Origin of the sequence: Halovenus aranensis, assembly GCF_900100385.1 — an archaeon.
Taxonomy (GTDB): Archaea; Halobacteriota; Halobacteria; order Halobacteriales; family Haloarculaceae; genus Halovenus; species Halovenus aranensis.
In genome coordinates, this window is sequence record NZ_FNFC01000013.1 from 1 (window position 1) to 17564 (window position 17564).

The 17564-nt window shown below is 63.9% G+C and carries 19 protein-coding genes and 1 pseudogene; 14 read left to right on the forward strand and 6 right to left on the reverse strand.

All coding sequences use genetic code 11. From position 1 onward, the window contains the following. A pseudogene (locus tag BLR34_RS12855) lies at nt 1-279 on the reverse strand (IS5/IS1182 family transposase); the annotation flags it as partial. A gap of 145 nt (nt 280-424) precedes the next feature. Here BLR34_RS12855 and BLR34_RS12860 point away from each other — a divergent pair. The 3 genes from BLR34_RS12860 to BLR34_RS12870 all read left to right on the forward strand — a co-directional run bounded on the left by BLR34_RS12860 (nt 425) and on the right by BLR34_RS12870 (nt 3881). After that, a complete protein-coding gene (locus BLR34_RS12860) occupies nt 425-1324 on the forward strand; it encodes a hypothetical protein (RefSeq protein WP_092703677.1) in 900 nt (299 codons plus the stop codon). Nucleotides 1325-1388: 64 nt separating this feature from the next. Next, complete coding sequence (acs, locus tag BLR34_RS12865; protein WP_092703679.1) at nt 1389-3350, forward strand: acetate--CoA ligase; 1962 nt, start codon at nt 1389-1391, stop codon at nt 3348-3350. A gap of 48 nt (nt 3351-3398) precedes the next feature. Beyond that, on the forward strand, nt 3399-3881 hold the full coding sequence (locus BLR34_RS12870) for a universal stress protein (RefSeq protein ID WP_092703681.1): 483 nt from the start codon (nt 3399-3401) through the stop codon (nt 3879-3881). A gap of 21 nt (nt 3882-3902) precedes the next feature. Here BLR34_RS12870 and BLR34_RS17055 read toward each other — a convergent pair whose 3' ends face one another. After that, a complete protein-coding gene (locus BLR34_RS17055) occupies nt 3903-4067 on the reverse strand; it encodes a DUF6757 family protein (protein WP_176765322.1) in 165 nt (54 codons plus the stop codon). Nucleotides 4068-4159: 92 nt separating this feature from the next. Between BLR34_RS17055 and dcd the strand changes: the two genes are divergently transcribed. The 4 genes from dcd to BLR34_RS12890 all read left to right on the forward strand — a co-directional run bounded on the left by dcd (nt 4160) and on the right by BLR34_RS12890 (nt 6806). After that, on the forward strand, nt 4160-4747 hold the full coding sequence (gene dcd, locus BLR34_RS12875; protein ID WP_092703683.1) for a dCTP deaminase: 588 nt from the start codon (nt 4160-4162) through the stop codon (nt 4745-4747). 48 nt (nt 4748-4795) lie between these two features. Then, entirely contained in the window at nt 4796-5167 is a 372-nt protein-coding gene (locus BLR34_RS12880) for a hypothetical protein (RefSeq protein ID WP_092703685.1), read from the forward strand. Nucleotides 5168-5235: 68 nt separating this feature from the next. Then, a complete protein-coding gene (locus BLR34_RS12885) occupies nt 5236-6138 on the forward strand; it encodes a thiamine-phosphate synthase family protein (protein WP_092703687.1) in 903 nt (300 codons plus the stop codon). Beyond that, on the forward strand, nt 6138-6806 hold the full coding sequence (locus BLR34_RS12890) for a class I SAM-dependent methyltransferase (protein WP_092703689.1): 669 nt from the start codon (nt 6138-6140) through the stop codon (nt 6804-6806). The genes BLR34_RS12885 and BLR34_RS12890 overlap by 1 nt, the downstream gene beginning before the upstream one ends. Before the next feature lie 113 nt (nt 6807-6919). Here BLR34_RS12890 and BLR34_RS12895 read toward each other — a convergent pair whose 3' ends face one another. Further along, nucleotides 6920-7993: a DUF7350 domain-containing protein gene (locus BLR34_RS12895; RefSeq protein ID WP_092703691.1), complete on the reverse strand. Its 1074-nt coding sequence runs from the start codon at nt 7991-7993 to the stop codon at nt 6920-6922. A 126-nt stretch (nt 7994-8119) separates the two neighbouring features. On the opposite strand from BLR34_RS12895, the gene BLR34_RS12900 reads away from it, so the two are divergent. Both BLR34_RS12900 and BLR34_RS12905 read left to right on the forward strand, forming a co-directional pair. After that, the gene (locus tag BLR34_RS12900) at nt 8120-8545 is read left to right on the forward strand and encodes a DUF7124 domain-containing protein (RefSeq protein ID WP_092703693.1); all 426 of its coding nucleotides are present in this window, start codon (nt 8120-8122) and stop codon (nt 8543-8545) included. Nucleotides 8546-8605: 60 nt separating this feature from the next. After that, the gene (locus BLR34_RS12905; protein ID WP_092703695.1) at nt 8606-9661 is read left to right on the forward strand and encodes a zinc-dependent alcohol dehydrogenase family protein; all 1056 of its coding nucleotides are present in this window, start codon (nt 8606-8608) and stop codon (nt 9659-9661) included. 257 nt (nt 9662-9918) lie between these two features. Here BLR34_RS12905 and BLR34_RS12910 read toward each other — a convergent pair whose 3' ends face one another. Then, the gene (locus BLR34_RS12910) at nt 9919-10416 is read right to left on the reverse strand and encodes a LabA-like NYN domain-containing protein (protein ID WP_092703697.1); all 498 of its coding nucleotides are present in this window, start codon (nt 10414-10416) and stop codon (nt 9919-9921) included. Between the two features lie 43 nt (nt 10417-10459). Beyond that, a complete protein-coding gene (locus tag BLR34_RS12915) occupies nt 10460-11314 on the reverse strand; it encodes a M48 family metallopeptidase (RefSeq protein ID WP_245683221.1) in 855 nt (284 codons plus the stop codon). Between the two features lie 313 nt (nt 11315-11627). Here BLR34_RS12915 and dapA point away from each other — a divergent pair, with 313 nt between their 5' ends. From dapA to BLR34_RS12940, 5 genes are all read left to right on the forward strand, one after another. Further along, nucleotides 11628-12539 carry a 4-hydroxy-tetrahydrodipicolinate synthase gene (gene dapA, locus BLR34_RS12920; protein WP_092703699.1) on the forward strand — a complete coding sequence of 304 codons (912 nt, stop codon included), beginning with the start codon at nt 11628-11630 and terminating at the stop codon, nt 12537-12539. Further along, on the forward strand, nt 12539-13312 hold the full coding sequence (dapB, locus tag BLR34_RS12925; protein ID WP_092703702.1) for a 4-hydroxy-tetrahydrodipicolinate reductase: 774 nt from the start codon (nt 12539-12541) through the stop codon (nt 13310-13312). Before dapA ends, dapB begins: the two co-directional genes overlap by 1 nt. Continuing rightward, nucleotides 13309-14139, forward strand: a complete 831-nt coding sequence (locus BLR34_RS12930; protein WP_092703704.1) for a 2,3,4,5-tetrahydropyridine-2,6-dicarboxylate N-succinyltransferase — start codon at nt 13309-13311, stop codon at nt 14137-14139. The genes dapB and BLR34_RS12930 overlap by 4 nt, the downstream gene beginning before the upstream one ends. After that, nucleotides 14136-15371: a diaminopimelate decarboxylase gene (gene lysA / locus BLR34_RS12935; RefSeq protein WP_092703706.1), complete on the forward strand. Its 1236-nt coding sequence runs from the start codon at nt 14136-14138 to the stop codon at nt 15369-15371. The genes BLR34_RS12930 and lysA overlap by 4 nt, the downstream gene beginning before the upstream one ends. Before the next feature lie 183 nt (nt 15372-15554). Beyond that, on the forward strand, nt 15555-16292 hold the full coding sequence (locus BLR34_RS12940; RefSeq protein ID WP_143414167.1) for a hypothetical protein: 738 nt from the start codon (nt 15555-15557) through the stop codon (nt 16290-16292). Between the two features lie 433 nt (nt 16293-16725). Here the strand turns inward: BLR34_RS12940 and ubaA are convergent, their stop codons facing one another. Further along, nucleotides 16726-17538 (reverse strand): SAMP-activating enzyme E1, encoded by an 813-nt coding sequence (ubaA, locus tag BLR34_RS12945; protein WP_092703711.1) that lies wholly within the window; start codon nt 17536-17538, stop codon nt 16726-16728. Between the last annotated feature and the right edge of the window lie 26 nt (nt 17539-17564).

Genomic DNA, 17564 nt, shown 5'->3' on the forward strand with positions numbered 1-17564 from the left:
CCAGATGTACATCGCGTAGCGGTCGAACGAGTGGTAGAACGTGGTTGGATCAGGCGGCGCGTCCGGGTTAATGCCGAGGCGGTCGCAGACCGCTGGCATGAGACTTAGCCGATCGACGAGTTCGGCGTAGGTGTGGCCCTCCTCCTTTCGAATACAGTGAGCAACGATGTGGGCCTCGCGGGCAAGCCCGCCCGAGTCGGGCTTGCCCGCTCGGTTTCCCAACGCTTGTTTGGCTACACGTAGTGCTGTCTCAACGAGGTCGAGCAAAGCGACGCCCATAATCGCCTTCTCGACCTCATCTTCTCAAACTCGTTACGGAGTGATCCTGTCGCCGTCTTCCATTTTCAATAGAGCAGAATAAACGGGAGCTGCAAGCTTCGAGCCACAGAAAGCATTTACACCGACCAGTCGAATTTCCGCTGTGATGCCCTCCAGACGCGCCTATCTGGCGACCCTCGTCACCGGCTTCGCCGGGTGTGCCAGTAACTCGCCTGACGCGAACGGCTCCCCGACGGAGTCCACACCATCCGATGCGACTCCCGCCTCAACCGAGACGGCGACATCCGATACAGATTCACCACCTCCGGTGACTGTCGAGGCCGCGGGTGTCCAGTACGCTTACCGACACATCGAACAGGTAGACTGGAACGGAATCCAGTCGGCAGACGGCCAGTTCGTGCTCGTCACGGTGAACGCAGACGGCACAGAGTCCGTCCCGAGTCCGACGGCAGTCCGTCTCGTCGCCGACGGCGAGTCATACGAGCCAGTAGTGCTTGCGAGGAATCCCCTCGACCTCGAGGTATCTATCGACCGGAACCCGAGGCAAGCGGATACTGGGGCCCGGGAGTTGCTCGTGTTCGACGTGCCCGCCCACCTCGACACGGCGCCGTCACTCCGACTCGACCGAGACGGTGACTCGTGGGAGTGGGGTCTCGATACCGAGAAGGCAACGTCTCCGCCGCCGGCCTGGGAGTGGACTGCCAGCGCGCCGGAGACGGTCGTGGCCGACGAGACGTTCGCCATCACGATTGCTGGGGAAAACGTCGGCGACGGACCTGGGACGTTCCGCGGCGCGGTGAATTTCTCGTATCCGATGTACCGACCGAAGGCGTTCGATATCGCGCTTGACGCCGGCGAGTCCGGCGAGGCCACGGTCTCAGCGAGTGCCGACGGTGCCGAGCCGGGAACCGACCTGAGCTACGGCGTCCGGACGCCAGCAGGGGAGTCAACAGTTGCCGTCACTGTCGAGGCCGAGTCGGCCACAGGCGAGAACGAGACCAGCGCTCACACCCTCGCAGGGAGCGGTCCCGGCCGGGATGGGTAACTGTGTTAGAAAGCTGTTATATCTAACTCAGCGCTTAATAGACTGGCCCGAGAACGGCCGCTGTATGAGCGACGAAGCACAACTGGAGGCCCGACTCGAAGAACAGGACACGTTCGACCCACCGGAAGCGTTCGTCGAGCAGGCAAATGTCTCTGACGAAGGCATCTACAAGGAGTTCGAGGAGAACTGGCCCGAGGCCTGGGAGCGCGCCGCCGACCTGTTGACCTGGGAGTCGGAGTGGGAGGAGGTACTCGACGACGAGAACGAACCCTTCTACGAGTGGTTCGTCGACGGTGAACTGAACGCCGCCGCCAACTGCGTTGACCGACACCTCGACGGCCGCGGCGACGAGGCCGCAATCGAGTGGGTCGGCGAACTGGGGGAGACACGCACATACACATACGAACAGCTCCACCGCGAGGTCAACGAGTTCGCCGCCGCGTTGCGCGAGACGGGTGTCGGCGAAGACGATATCGTCACGCTGTACATGCCGATGATTCCCGAGTTGCCGGTCGCGATGCTCGCGTGTGCCCGTATCGGGGCACCACACTCCGTTGTCTTCGCTGGCTTCTCGGCCGATGCACTCGCCGAGCGGATGAACGCCGCCGACTCCGAGACGCTAGTCACCTGTGACGGCTACTACCGTCGCGGCGACGCGCTCGACCACCTCTCGAAGGCCCGCGAAGGGTTGGCCGATGTCGACGGCGACGTGACGACAATCGTCGCCGACCGACTCGGTGACGACGCCGACAGCGATATCGCCGACGACGAGCACGTCTACGCCGAGTTGGTCGCAGACCACGAGGGAGCGACCGTCGAGCCGGTCACCCGCGACGCCGAGGATATGCTCTTTTTGATGTACACCTCCGGCACGACCGGCAAACCGAAAGGCGTGAAACACACCACCGGCGGCTACCTCTCGTATGCCGCCTGGACGAGTCACGCGGTACTCGACATCAAGCCCGAGGACACCTACTGGTGTTCGGCAGACATCGGCTGGATTACCGGTCACTCGTATATCGTCTACGGCCCGCTCGCGCTCGGGACGACGACGGTCATGTACGAGGGGACACCGGACTACCCGGAGAAAGACCGCCTCTGGGAGATCGTCGAGGAGCACGAGGTGACCCAACTGTACACCGCACCGACGGCGATTCGGGCGTTCATGAAGTGGGGGCCGGAGTACCCCGACGCTCACGACCTCTCGTCGCTGCGCCTGCTCGGGACTGTCGGCGAACCGATCAACCCCCGCGCCTGGAAGTGGTACTACAAACACATCGGAAACGAGTCGTGTCCGGTCGTCGATACGTGGTGGCAGACCGAGACCGGCGGTATGATGATAACGACGCTGCCGGCGCTGGGGACGATGAAACCCGGCTCTGCGGGGCCGCCGCTTCCCGGTGTCAGTGCGGATATCGTCGACGCAGGCGGCGACCCCGTCGAGGCCGGAAAGGCCGGCTACCTCGTCGTCAACAAACCCTGGCCGGGGATGTTGCGAACCCTCTATGACAACGACGAGCGGTTCATCGACGAGTACTGGCGGGAGTACTCGCTCCCCGAGCGTGACCAGTGGGTCTACTGCCCCGAAGACGGCGCAAAGCTCGACGACGACGGCTACATCACGGTACTCGGCCGGGTCGACGACGTACTCAACGTCTCGGGCCATCGGCTCGGGACGATGGAAATCGAGTCCGCTATCGTCGGCGTCGAGGGCGTCGCCGAGGCCGCCGTCGTCGGCGGCGACCACGAGATGAAAGGCGAAGCCGTCTACGCCTACGCTATCACCGAGGACGAGCAGGACGAAACCGACGCGTTCCGCGAGGAGATAATCGCGGCCGTCGAGGACGCTATCGGCCCGATTGCGCGTCCGGAAGCGGTCGTCTTCACGCCCGAACTTCCCAAGACGCGCTCGGGGAAAATCATGCGCCGGCTGCTCGAAGATATCGCCAACGGCGACGACATCGGGAACACGAGCACACTCCGGAACCCGGATGTTGTCGACGACATCCAGGAGAAAGTCGAGTAGCATCGGTGCGAAGACACAAGCCCACCCCGACAGTACTACAGCACGACAATGTACGACCACATCCTCATTCCGACCGACGGGAGCAACGTCGCCCAGGCAGCAGTCGACCACGCCCTCGATATCGCCGAGCAGTACGGCGCGGCCGTTCACGCGCTGTTTGTCGCAGACACCGACGCCATCGCGTACGGTCTCGGTGCCGACCAGGTCGATAACATCCGCGCCGGCGAGTTCGGCGACATGGACGAACTACAGGCAGATGCCGAGGAGGCGACCGGCCACGTCGCGCGTCTCGGCGAGGACCGCGGGCTGACGGTTCACGAACACCACGCCGGCGGGAAACCTCACAGCGTCATCAGCGAGTACGCCGAGGAAGAAGATATCGACCTCGTGGTGATGGGAAGCCACGGCCGCGCCGGCGTCAGACGGGCACTGCTCGGTAGCGTCACCGAGCGGACGCTCCGGTCGACGAACGTACCGGTGCTCGTCGTCGACTATCGCGGCGTCGACGATAGCGCCACCGACGAGGAGTAACCGTCAAAAACAGTCGGGCTTCTATTCGGCCCGGTCGATGTCGAGTTCGTCCTCGATATCCCGCACCCACTCCGACTCCGAGAGCTCCTCCATCTGCTCGCGGAAGTGTCGCTCGCAGACGCCGACGCGAATTCCTTCTCGCTCGACGACGATATCCGCACCCGACTCACAGTAGTGACATTCCATACACGTTCAAATACGGGCTCTGGCTAATTGAACCCTGCGGCTCTGTCAACAGGACCGAGACCTTTTACTCGGTGGTCCTCCGTGCTCAGTGTATGATACTCTCGGATGGCGACATCCTCCGTCGGCTCGAAGCAGGGGAGTTGGTTATTGAACCGCTGGACGACCCCGAATTGCAGGTCCAGCCCGCAAGCGTCGACCTGCGGCTGGGACGGGAGTTTCTGGAGTTCGAGCACACGAACATCCCCTGTATCCATCCCCAAAGCGAGGCCGAAATCGACGAGTACGTCACGGAGACGGTCATCGAGGACGACGGCGAGTTCATCCTCCATCCGGGCGATTTCGTGCTCGGGACCACGAAAGAACGCGTCGAGATTCCGCCCGACCTCATCGCCCACGTCGAGGGCCGGTCCTCGCTTGGCCGGCTCGCGATTGTCGTCCACGCTACGGCCGGCCTCTGTGACCCCGGGTACCAGGGCCAGATTACGCTCGAGCTGTCGAATCTCGGCGCGGCCCCGGTCGCGCTCGAACCCGATATGCGCATCTCTCAGCTGACCTTTACAGAGCTGCGGTCGCCGGCAGAACGGCCCTACGGCGAGGAGCGCGGCTCGAAATACCAGGGCCAGTCCGGCCCACAGGCCTCGCGTATCGGCGGTGACCGCGAGTTTGGCGGCGACCAGTAACGTGTCGTACCCGACACAGTCTAAACCGAGCAGTTCCTACCGGTGAGTGTGACTACAGAGTCCGACATTCCGGTTTATGACGGCCAGTCTGGCGTCGAGACGGCCTACGCGCGGTCCGAGCGTGAGCGGCAACCGTTCTTCGGTATCGAACGATACGAGGAGGGGTATGCGGTCACGTTCGACCTGCTCCCGGCAGAGGCGACACTCACACCGAGCGCGCAGGAAACTGTTGCAACCGAACTGACTGCCGAACTCGAAGCTATCGTCGCCGACCCCGACTACCCGACAGACGAGGTGAGTAAGTCAGTCAACGACTCGCTGGGGAACATCTCGCTCCTTGCCTCGGAACGCGGCGCACGCCGCGTTGGGAACGTCCTTGCGCCGGTCGTCCTCGATGAGACGAACTGGGTCGAAGACTGAGCTGTCTGTCGCTAACGCCCGCTCCGGAGAACCAATTACTAAGAGGCTGCCAGCGGAACTATCTGGCGATGAAATTCATCGAGGAACTCGTGGTCGAGGAATTTCTGCCGACGTTTCGCTCGATGCTGGCCGAGGCACTCCGGGAGCGGGGGCGAACCCAAAACGAGGTCGCGGAATTGCTCGGCATCAGCCAGAGCGCCGTTTCGAAGTACGTCCACGGCGAGGTCGAACGCAACGAGCGACTGCTGAACGAGTCACAGGTACAGGACCTCGTCGAGCGGCTGGCCGACGGCCTCACCGACGGCGAGATGACGCCCGTCGAGGCACTCGTCGAGACGGAGGTGTGTATCCGCCAACTCGAACGCGGCGGCACCCTCGCAGAACTCCACACGGAGGCGGTCCCCGCACTCGCCGCCGAGGGCCACGTCGACATCCACGACCCCGACAGCCGACTCCGCGAGGCCGGCCAGGTCCGGGCCTCCGTCCGGCGGGGGCTCCGGGTCATCCAGAACACCGAGGGGTTCGCACGCATGATTCCTGCCGTCGGCTCGAACCTCGCCGAGTCGCTCTCGACGACCGACACAATCGAAGACGTTGCGGCCGTCCCGGGGCGTATCATCGACGTACACGGCCGGGTCACGATTCCCGGCGAACCAGAGTTCGGTGTCAGCCAGCACGTCGCCACCGTGTTGCTCGCGGCGCGCGAGAACGGCAGCGACCACCGCGCCGCGCTGAACGTCACCTACGACGAGGACTTACTCGCCGCACTCGAATCGACCGGAGCTGTTACCGCCGAGTTCGACGCTGAAGAACCCGTCGAGACGGCCATCGCCGCGGCACTCGCGGAGACGCCTGACGCCGACGTGCTCTATCAGGCCGGCGGGTTCGGTATCGAGCCAATTCTCTACCTGCTCGGAGCCGACGCGCCCACGATTGCGACGACGGTTCGGGAGGTCCTCAGCGACCAGTAATGGCCGACCGAACGCCTCTCGACGGCACCTTCTACGAGAGAGCCGCCGGGCTCTACGACCTCGTTGCCACGGCACCCGGCGTCCGGTCCTGGCGGGTCCGGGCCGTCGACGCGCTCGACCTCTCGCCGGGCGATACCGTCGTCGAGATGGGCTGTGGGACGGGCGCGAACATCCCGTATCTCCGCGAGCAGGTCGGTACCGAAGGCCGAGTTATCGGGGTCGACCTCGCGGGCGCGATGCTCCGGCAGGCTCAGGCTCGAACCGAGCGTGCCGGCTGGGAGAACGTCTCGGTCGTTCGAGGGGACGCGACCACCCCTCCCGTCGGTACGGCTGACGCGCTGCTGGCGACGTTCGTCGTCGGTATGCTCGAAGACTCCACAGAGGCGGTCGAAACGTGGCTACAGTGTGTCGGAGCGGGCGGGCGGCTCGCGTTACTGAACGCTGGACGGAGCCCGCGACCGGCGGCGATGCCGCTCAATCTCTGTCTGCGCCTGTTCGTCAGACTCGCCGCGCCCGGAAACCGGCTCCGTCGCCGGTCGCCGCTACGCGCTCTCGAAGAACGGTGGAGACGTGCTCGGGAGGCTCTGTTTTCCGAGACTGTCGACCACCGCGAGCAACGCCTGGGTGCTGGACTCGTCTCACTCGTCAGCGGCCGCGTTCCGGAGTGACCGCCGACAGTGATTATTGTGAGTCTATATCGCCGTGACAACAGCAGACGGATTTCACACGGTGAGACACGACTAGTGTGACGTGATCACGAAAAACACCGCAATAATCAGTATCAGGCGGTCACGCTCACTTCGGGCATGTCGAGAAATGCCGTTTCATAGCCAGCGTGTCGGGCGACCTGTGGCGGCGAATCGACGGTGACCGTTATCTCGTCGCCCGACTCGATGCTGTCGAGGACTGCGCCGTAGTGATAGCCTCGGTTGGGGCCGACAGTGTTCGCCAGTGACCCCTCGAAGACGCTCTCGCCGTCGCGCTCGACGGTCACAGAGAGTGACATCAGCGGCAGGACGTACCCGTTGTACGGCGTCCGTGGGGAGACAGCTAAATACGTCCCGTCGGCCGACCCGGATGCCGCGATGACGAACTCCGCGTCACCGCTAGTTCCTTCGCCGAGTACCCGCCCGGGGAGTGCGTCGGGAGTCGGCGCAAACGAGAGCGGCTGCATCGACATTTCCATCGGTGGCACTGCGTCCGCGGCCCCGCGGCGTTCGAGCGGCTGAGCACCCGTCGGCCTGACCTTGATTTCGTTGCGCGTGCTGCGGGTGAAATCGAAGTCGAACCGGACGGTGCCGGGCGAATCAGAGAGCTGCTGTAACGAGCCGAGCCGGGTGGCTGTGGTTTCGCCCATGTCGATGGCAAGCGTGAACTCCTCCTGTGCCGGGAACTCGATGTTGTCGCCGAAATGCGCGCCCATCTGCTGGGAGAGCATCGGCCACATCGCCCGCTCGGTGAGGGTCTCGCCGTCGCGTTCGACCGCGACTCGGAGCCCCGAATCGACCGGCAGAACCGTCCCCGTCTCGGTGTCCCAGACCGACGCCATCAGGTGAATCGCGTTGTACTCGTCCTCGACGCCGACCCGCTGTGTCCGTTCTCCCGTCACTGTCCAGAACCGCTCGGCGTACGTGTACGACAACCCCACCGTCCGGCCGCCCTCCTGGGCGGTACCAATCATCTTCATCCCCGAAAAGTGCGCCTGGTGATAGACGGCATCCGAGCGACTCCACGGCGGTCCGGGGTCGTCGAACTCTGACCCCGACTCTGGCGAGGAATCGTCGCCACCGAGACAGCCAGCCAGTGCCGCCAGTGCCGCGGCACCGCCGGTGCGAAGAACGCGCCTGCGTCTCATATCTCTCATTGTGGGACTGACTCGGTTAACGACTCTGGTACGACCGTCGAAGGGCGACTGGCCGACAGCACACCAGAGCACCGAGAAGGGTGAGTTATTTTGTGGTCGGGTGTCGAAGTTCTCGGTATGGGAATCGCGGTCGAAGGCAACGACGAGGCCACAGTTACACTTGCACTCGCGCTGTCGGCACTCCGCGAGTGCGAGGACCCGGCGGCGGTTGTCGCCGACGCCCGGGAATGGAGTCGCCACGTCGTCATCGTCGACCGCTACCCGGCCGCAGTCAAAGAGTTTGCCGAGGACCACGACATCCCGTCGACGGAGACCTTCGACGGCGATAAGTGGGAGACGATGGAGGCGGTCGGCGCTTCGACACACACCCCCAGACGCGTTTTCGTCGGTGTCACCGACGGCGACCAGACGATTGCGATGCACCTCGACTGGGAGTACCGACCAATCGAGGAAGCCGCCGAGAAGGCGCACTGGACGCTGAAACGACACTCCCAGAGTCAGTCCGGCTTCCGTGACCGCCTCGAACGCCTGTGGCCGTTTTGATTACTTTCCGTGTCCTGCTGGTCCCGAGATATTTAGGCCGCTGGCTGTATGTGACGACCAATGCGCACAGCAATCCTCCGCGAGTACGGCCAGCCGCTGGATATCACCACAGTCCCAGCCCCCGAACCAGACCCCGACGGCGTGGTCGTCGAAATCGAGGCCTGTGGGCTCTGCCGGAGCGACTGGCACGCCTGGCAGGGCCACGGCGAGTGGAACGACGACCAGGTCCCGACCGGGCAGGTACTCGGCCACGAACCCGCCGGGACCGTCGCCGCCGTCGGTGACCACGTCGAACGGTTCGCGGTCGGAGACTGCGTGGTAGTGCCCTTCTCACTGGGTGACGGCACCTGTCACAACTGTCGGTCGGGCCACGGCAACGTCTGTGAGAACGGCCTCGCGCTGGGGTTCGAACCCGACGCACCCGGTGCCTTCGCCGAACAGGTCGCCGTCCCCGAGGCCGACTACAATCTCGTCCGCTTGCCGGAGGAACTCGACCCGCGCGATGCGGCCGTGCTCGGCTGTCGGTACATGACGGCCTACCACGGGCTCGTCGACCGAGCGGGAATCGAAAGTGGCGATTGGCTGGCCGTCCATGGCTGTGGCGGCGTTGGCCTCTCGGCGGTCCAGCTCGGTGACGCTCTCGGCGCTCGCGTCGTCGCGGTCGACCCGAGTCAGGCCGCCAGAGACCGCGCCCGCGACCTCGGCGCACAGACAGCTATCGACCCCGAAGAGACCGACCCGGTGGCGGCGATACGCGACCAGACCGGTGGCGCGGACCTCTCGGTCGATGCGCTGGGTATCGCCGAGACGTGTCAGAACTCGGTTCGGTGTCTCCGCGAGCGAGGGACACATCTCCAGCTCGGACTGACGACCGACGCCGAGCGCGGCGAAGTCGCCCTGCCGACCGACTGGATGACCCGCTGGGAGATTTCGTTCCTCGGCTCGCGCGGGATGCCGCCCACGCAGTACGGCGCACTGTTCGACGTTATCGCCGCAAGCGATATCGACCCCGGCGCGCTGGTCGGGCGCGAAATTGGACTCGAGGCCGTCTCCGACCGACTGGCCGCGATGGGGAGCTACGAAACCGCAGGTGTCGAGGTCATCACGTCGTTTTGAGCCACAACGGGCATATGGAGGCCTTACACGGCTAGAACGCGGTCAGTACAGCCATCTTTTTCATCGTCGCCTTTCCTCGCTCGCTCCGCTCGCTGCGGGAACGCTCCTTGAAAAACATGGGTGAAAAAGGCCGACGACTCGTCACTGCGTTCCTCGTCGTCGGTGAAACGCCTCGCTTCGCTCGGCGTACGCTGCGATACCGGATCACTCAATATACACCGCTATCGACCGCTTGAAATCAGGTTTCTGACACGCTGCTACAACAGGAACTGCTCTGTATCGGCGCTCATGTCGGTGAACTCGTCGGCGGCCTCGACGAGGGTGTCGGCCGCGGACTCCTCGAAACAGCAGACCTCGACCCGGACGCCTTCGTGCTGGAGGTGCCGGACCAGCCGGGTGAAGTCGCCGTCACCGGTACAGAGGACAATCGTATCGACGTGATTCGCCAGCGTGACCGCATCGAGGCTGATGCCCACGTCCCAGTCGGCCTTCTTCGAGCCGTCGGCGAACGTGCGGATGTCTTTGATACGGGTCTCGAAGCCGATGTCGACGAGCGCGTCGAAAAACGATTCCTCTTCCTCGGCGTCGGCACGGATGACGTACGCGATAGCACGCGTCAGCCGCCGGTCGTCGACCGCGTCGTCGAGCAAGGCTGTGTAGTCGATATTTCGGGAGTAAATGCTCTGTGCGGAGTGATAGAGGTTCTGTGAATCCGCCAACACTGCGACTCGTTGTGCCGGATGAATCTCGCTCATACCAGTTCGTGGACCGGCGAGGATAAAAGGCGTTGTCCACCGCCTACATCGAGCGGAGGCGTTCGATGCGCTTCTCGGTCGGCGGGTGGCTCGCGAACAGCGTCGCAAAGAGACCGCGCTCGCCACCGAAGATGCAGAGGGCGCTGACGCTCTCCTCTGCTTTCATCTCCTTACCCTGGGCACCGGTACTAATTTTCTCCAGTGCGCGGGCCATCGCGTCGGGATTGCGTGTGTGCTCGGCGGCGTCTGCATCGGCCACGTACTCGCGGTATCGCGAGATAGCCATCAGGAACACCGTCACAATCATCTGGGCGACCATGCTGGCGAAGTAGCCGACCATGATGCTTGCAATGTCATTCTCGCCGCGGAAAGCGACGACGACGTAAGTGACCCAGCCAACGAGGGCGGCGATAGACTGGCCCATCACCATCATCACCGTGTCGCGGTTGTCGAGGTGGGCCAGTTCGTGTGCGATGACGCCCTCGAGCTCGTCGTGGTCGAGCAGCTCGATAATTTCTGCCGAGATGACGACGATGCCGTCTGCCCGCCGGCCGACAGCGAAGGCGTTTGGCATTCCCATATCGGCGACCATCAGCTTGGGTTTATCGAGGTCCATCTCGTCACAGAGGCGCTCGGTCGAGCGGTGTATCTCGTCGAAGCGATACCCCGCTTCGGGCCGCTCTGGCATCTCCTCGGCACCGACGCCACGGACTGCGGACCACCGACCGAACTTGTAGAGGATGAACGGGTAGCCCACCATCCCGAGGCTTAACAGAATCAACACTGGCGCCCCTGTACCGTAGGCGGCCAAGACGAATCCGGCGACGGCCAGATAGAGACCGAAGAGAATGGTCCCGACGACCGCCATCCGGATTCTAAGTTGTGTGTGTCCTACCATCAGAGGGGGATATGATGCCGGCACTCAAAAAGGAACCGCTCGCCGGTATCTCGGACGGGCGCCGTCGACCGACGAGGCGTCGCTACCGTTCTCGCGACGGTGAGTCACAACAGGTAAGTTCCTGGGATACGCCATCACGAGTATGCAACGCGCCGCGTGTCTCTCCGGAGTCGCCGGGTCTGACAGCGGCGTGCGTGCCGACTCGAAAGCTAAACGTCCGCAGTGAGTCGGCTCCCGGCAGGCCTGGCACGCCTGTCGCGGGTCACCTTTCTCGACGCGAGCAGTTCCCAACTGACCCACACTATCCAGACACATGACACAATCCACTGCGGACGCGACGCTCACCGGCGTGTATCCGGCGATGTGCACGCCGTTTCACGACGATGGAAGTATCGATTTCGACCAGTTACGAACCGACGCACAGCGACTCGAAGCGGCGGGCGTCGACGGCCTCGTTCCCATGGGGTCGACCGGCGAGTCTGCCACGGTCAGCCACGACGAACACGTCGAGGTAATCGAGGCGGTCGTCGGGGCCGTCGACGTGCCCGTGGTCGCGGGGGCGGGCTCGAACAACACGAGCGAAGCACTCTCACTCTCCCGGCGAGCCGCCGACGCTGGCGCTGACGCGCTCTTGCTCATCTCGCCGTACTACAACCGACCCCAACAGCGCGGCCTCCGCGAGCACTACGAGACGATTGCCGACGCCATCGACCTCCCGCAGATTGTCTACAACGTCCCCTCGCGGACGGGTCGCAACCTCGACCCCGAGACAGTCGTCGAGCTGGCAGAACACGAACGCATCCAGGGGTACAAGGCCGCCGGCGGCGACCTCGGACAGGTCGGCCACATAATCGAACGAACCCGCGACGAGCAGTTCGACGTGCTCTCGGGCAACGACGCCGAGACGCTCCCGATACTCTCGATGGGTGGCACGGGCTGTATCAGCGTCGCCGCGAACGTCGAACCCCGACGACTCTGTGCCCTCGTCGGTGCCGCACGGAGCGGTGATTACGACCGGGCCCGACAGCTCCACCACGACCTCGGCCCACTCTTTCGGGCACTGTTTATCGAGACCAATCCCGTTCCGGTCAAGGCCGCGATGGCAATCAGCGGTCACGGGAATGGCAACCTCCGGCAGCCGCTCGCTGAACTCGCCGAGGAACACAGAGAACCGCTCGAATCGGTCCTCGACCGGTACGAACCCCTGCCAGGGGGTGAGAACTGATGGTGACACGGCTCGCGCTCAACGGCGCGACCGGACGAATGGGGACAACAGTTCGGGATGCGGCGGGGGCGCGCGAGGCCCTCTCGGCCGTTTTGGGGGTCGCTCCCGAGGCTGACGGGGAGCTGGTCGTGACACCGACCGAGCGCCGCGATGCACTCGTCGCTCACGACGTGGACGTCGTCGTCGACTTCTCGACTGCCAAGGCGGTGCCGGCGCTGGCCCAGGACTGTGCCGACGCCGAGGTCGCACTCGTCAGCGGGACGACGGGGCTCGGAGACTCGGCTCTCGATGCCATCGAGGCCGCGAGTGCGGAGATACCGGTGGTACACGCCCGGAACTTCTCGCAGGGCATCGTCGCCCTCCGACGCGCTCTCGACGCGGCACTCGACGCTGTCGGCGACTACGACATCGAGGTGGCAGAGACACACCACCGCGGCAAGCAAGACGCCCCGAGCGGGACCGCGACGACACTCGTCGAGACCGTGACCGACCATCGCACGGTCGAGACCGTCAACGGCCGAGCTGGCACACACGTTCGCGGCGAGACGGAGGTCGGGGTCCACTCTCGCCGTGCGGGCAACGTCCGTGGCGAACACGAGGTGATGCTCGCCGATAACGACGAGGTACTGAGGCTCTGCCACCGGGCCGAAGACCGTAGCGTCTTCGCGGCTGGTGCACTCACGGCGGCAGACTGGCTCGCCGGCCGCGACCCCGGCCGGTACGATATCGAAGACGTACTCACGGGCAACGAAGACGACTCTGACAGCCAATGACAGCACTCGAATCTGACATCACAGGCCTCTGGAGGCGGTACAGCGAGGGAGATATCGACGCGAGCACCGACGACCTGGACACACTCGATGCGTTTCTGGACGCACTCAAAGCCGGCGAGGTTCGGGCCGCCGAACCCGTCGACGGCGAGTGGCAGGCAAACGAGTGGGTCAAGCAAGGTGTCTTGCTCACGTTCGGACTGCGAGAGATTTCCCAGTGGGAGTACGGCCACACCTACAACGATGTACTCCCGCTCGCGGACACCGACTCGTTCGCGGAGCGAGGCACCCGAAACACGCCAGACGGCACCGTTGTCCGCCGGGGGGCACACGTCGGGAGTGACGTGATTCTGATGAGTCCGTCTTTTCTCAACATCGGCGCGTACGTCGGCGACGGGACGCTCGTCGATTCCTGTGACACCGTCGGCTCCTGTGCACAGGTGGGGTCGGACGTGAAACTCGGCGCGAACGCCCTCGTCGGCGGGGTCCTCGAACCCGTCGAGGAGACACCAGTCGTCATCGAAGACGGCGTCACCCTCGGGGCCGGCTGTCGCGTCACCTCAGGGTTCGTCGTCGGCGCGGACTGTGTCGTCGGCGAGAACACACTGCTGACGCCACGGATTCCGGTGTACGACCTCGTCGACGAGGAAATCCGCTACGGTCGGCTTCCCCCCGAACGACGCGCCTTTACCCGATACGTCGAGTCGTCGCTCGGCGACCACGACCTGTTCGAGGGCGGTGCCTACAAGCCCGCGGTCGTGGCGACGGCACTGGGCGAGGAGACCGTCGAGGCCGTCGAACGGGAGGACACTCTCCGGGAGCAATCATGACCACTGGGCCACGCGTTCGGCGGCTCGCCGACTGGGACGACGACCGCTTGCTCGCCCTCGCTGCCGAGCACGGGACGCCGCTGTACGTCCAGGACCTTGGCCGGGTCCGCGAGAACTACCGGCGAGTCGAGCGTGCCTTCCCCGACGCGTCGGTCATGTACGCCGCCAAGGCTCACACCGGCCGCGCCGTCCTCTCGACGCTGCTCGACGCCGGCGCGAACATCGAGTGTGCCGCACGCGGCGAGTTACAGCGGGCAATCGAGGCCGGCGCGGACCCGAACACCCTCCAGTACACCGCGGTCAATCCTCCGGACGCAGACCTCGCGTATGCCGCCGACATCGGGGCCCACCATCCAGGGCTGACAGTTACTGCCGGCGCGACGGACACCTTCGACCGCCTCGCAGAGCGGGGCTACGACGGGCGCGTCGCCATCCGCGTCAACCCCGGCATCGGCACCGGTCACCACGAGAAAGTCGCGACCGGTGCGGACGCGAAGTTCGGTATCCCGGCTGCCCGTGTCGGTGAGGTCGCGGCCGACGTTGCCGAACGATTCGACCTCGTTGGGATACACGCCCACGTCGGCAGCGGCGTCTTGCACGAGGACCTCGACGACCACTGCCGGGCAATCGAGGTCGTCGCCGACCTCGCGCGCGAAGCGGCCGACGCGGCCGGAACCGCCCTGGAGTTCCTCGACATCGGCGGCGGCTTCGGGGTTCCGTACCGCGAGGAGACCGCCCCACTCGACATGGAAGCGGTCGGCGAGCGCGTTCGGCGGGCGGTCGGCGACCTCGAGGCGTCGCTGAAGCTCGAACCCGGACGGTACGTCGTCGCTGACGCCGGCCTCATTCTGACAACAGTGAACACGCGCAAGGAGACGGAGACGGCGACGGTTGTCGGCGTCGACAGCTCGCTTGCGACGCTGGTCAGACCGGCGATGTTCGACGCCTACCACCCGATTCGCAACGTCAGCACACCAGAGCGCGGAGCCGAGCCGGTCTCTGTCGGCGGCCCGTGCTGTACGAGCGCCGACGTGTTCTGTACGGACCGACCACTCCCAAGGCCCGAGCGAGGGGACGTGCTGGCAGTCGGAATGGCCGGGGCATACGGCTACGAACTGGCAAACCAGTTCCACTCTCAGCCCCGCCCGGCCGAGGTCGTCATTGACGGCGACGAGACGCGAGTGGCCCGCCGGCGAGAGACACTCACAGACGTAACACGCCTCGAAGAGTAGACGGCCCGAAACGGCTTTTATCGATAGGCCGGCGAACAAGCCGTTTCCTGAGGGGCGTTCACATAGCAGCCCGAGGACGGCGTACAAGATACAGAGAGGACAGTCAGCACAGCAGTTGCGTTTCTTACAGAGAGACTTCGGTGACTGATTTATGTTCTTGTCGAATCAATTGTGGCTATATCTGTGATACTAACGTTGGCAATTGTGGTTCTCGTTGTGGTGGTAAGTCTGCCAATACTACTATTCGGGGGCACACACCTCTACAGAGCGTTCCGTCTCAGACAGAACGACCCGGATGATATCCAGACTGTCAGAACAGCCAGCGACGGTCTCGTCGAGTTCACCGGAACGGCGGCGGAACTCAACGGGACTGTAACAGGAAAGTACTCCGAGCAGGAATGTCTGGCGTACGCGTGGGAGCATCAGGACAGAGACGCGGGCAACACCGGCGATAACCGGGAGTCGAACTATCATCTGGAAGACAACGGTACTGAAGGCAAACCGTTTTATGTTCGCGATGAGACCGGAACGGTGGCGGTTGACCCCACAGGAGCGAACATCTACGGCGAGGAAGACGAGTGGAAAAACCGGGAGCGAATACACACGGAACGGCGAATCGAGGCCGACGACCGACTCCACGTTTACGGTCACAAGCAGGATATTGTCCAGCGACGGGAGGGTCTCGGGACCGAGTCTACCTACGTCGGGAGCAACACACACGGAATGGGCAAACTCGAAAAGATACGAACTCGCCCACACCTGGCCGTGGGACACATACTGGGGATTAGTTCCGACCTACACGTCACTGTCGGGGACGAGTCAGACGCAATCAAGCGGTTTGGTTTCATTGGTGCGTTTTTTACCGCTCTCGGCCTGGTTCAGTTCGTCGTCGCGGGATTGGTTATCTTTGCGTCTCTCTGATAGGTAGGGTGCGGTAAGTGTCGTCAGTTGTCCCGTCTGCTCACGACTCAACGTGTGTTGTCGTCTATCAGCCCTCGTGCCATACCCACAGCTTCGAACTGCTCGTAACCGTCGGAACAACACGAACGAAACGCCGGGACGGTCCACTGGTATCTCGCCTGCGGACCCGTTCCAGCCGTAGTAGCCGGAATCAGTCCATATTTGGTCGGAAACACAATCTAAGAGACAATTCAAACGTTTACCGTGAGTTGTCGGTTCTCTATTCACAGCACAGTAATGATAGAAAATCGAGCAATCGTACGAGATACACGCCCTCCATCTTGGATACCAGTGCAAATATCATATTTATCGGGAGCGTCCTCAGTGGTCAGTCCACATCTCTACTGATCGCTTTTCGAGGAACCACACGGAGGTGTGCTGATTCGCTACGGCGTCACTCTGGAGCGGCACACTGGCCGCTGTACTCGGCGTCTTCGACCGACTCGATGCGTGGATTCTCGCCACAGACCGGGCAGTCTGGAGCCGGCGCGACCGGCACTGTTTCGGTCTCCAGTGACTCTCCGTCGTAGACGAGCAGTCGACCGTCGAGTGTCTCACCCTGGTCGAGCAGGAGCTTCACGACCTCTGTGGCCTGTATCGCGCCGACGGTTCCCGGCAGGACGCCGAGCACGCCCGCGGTGGCACAGTCTGGGACTGCGCCGTCTGGCGGCGCTTCGGGGAAGATACAGCGATAGCAGGGCTGGCCACCCCTGAACGTCGTCACCTGGCCCTCGAAGCGGTAGACCGCCCCGTGGCTGAGGGGGATATCCGCCAGCACGCAGGCGTCGTTGAGGAGGAATCTGGTCGGGAAGTTATCCGAGGCGTCGACGACGAGGTCATGCCCCTCGACGAGGGACACGACGTTCTCGCTCGTCACACGCATTTCCCGGGGGGTCACGTCGATATCGGGGTTCAGGGCGTCGAGGAACGCGGCGGCGCTGTCGACTTTCGGGCGGCCGACGTCATCGGTGCCGTGGATGACCTGGCGCTGGAGGTTGCTCAACTCCACCGCGTCGTCGTCGGCGACGGTGAGCTGGCCGACGCCGGCGGCGGCGAGATACTGCAACACCGGCGACCCCAGACCGCCGGCACCCACCACCAGCACTGACGAATCGAGCAGTGCCCCCTGTCCCTCGGGTCCCACGTCGTCCATGATGATGTGACGCGAGTACCGGTCGAGTTGCTCGGGGTCGAGGTCGAGGCTCATACCGGGGGGTGGAGCCGGCCGGTAAA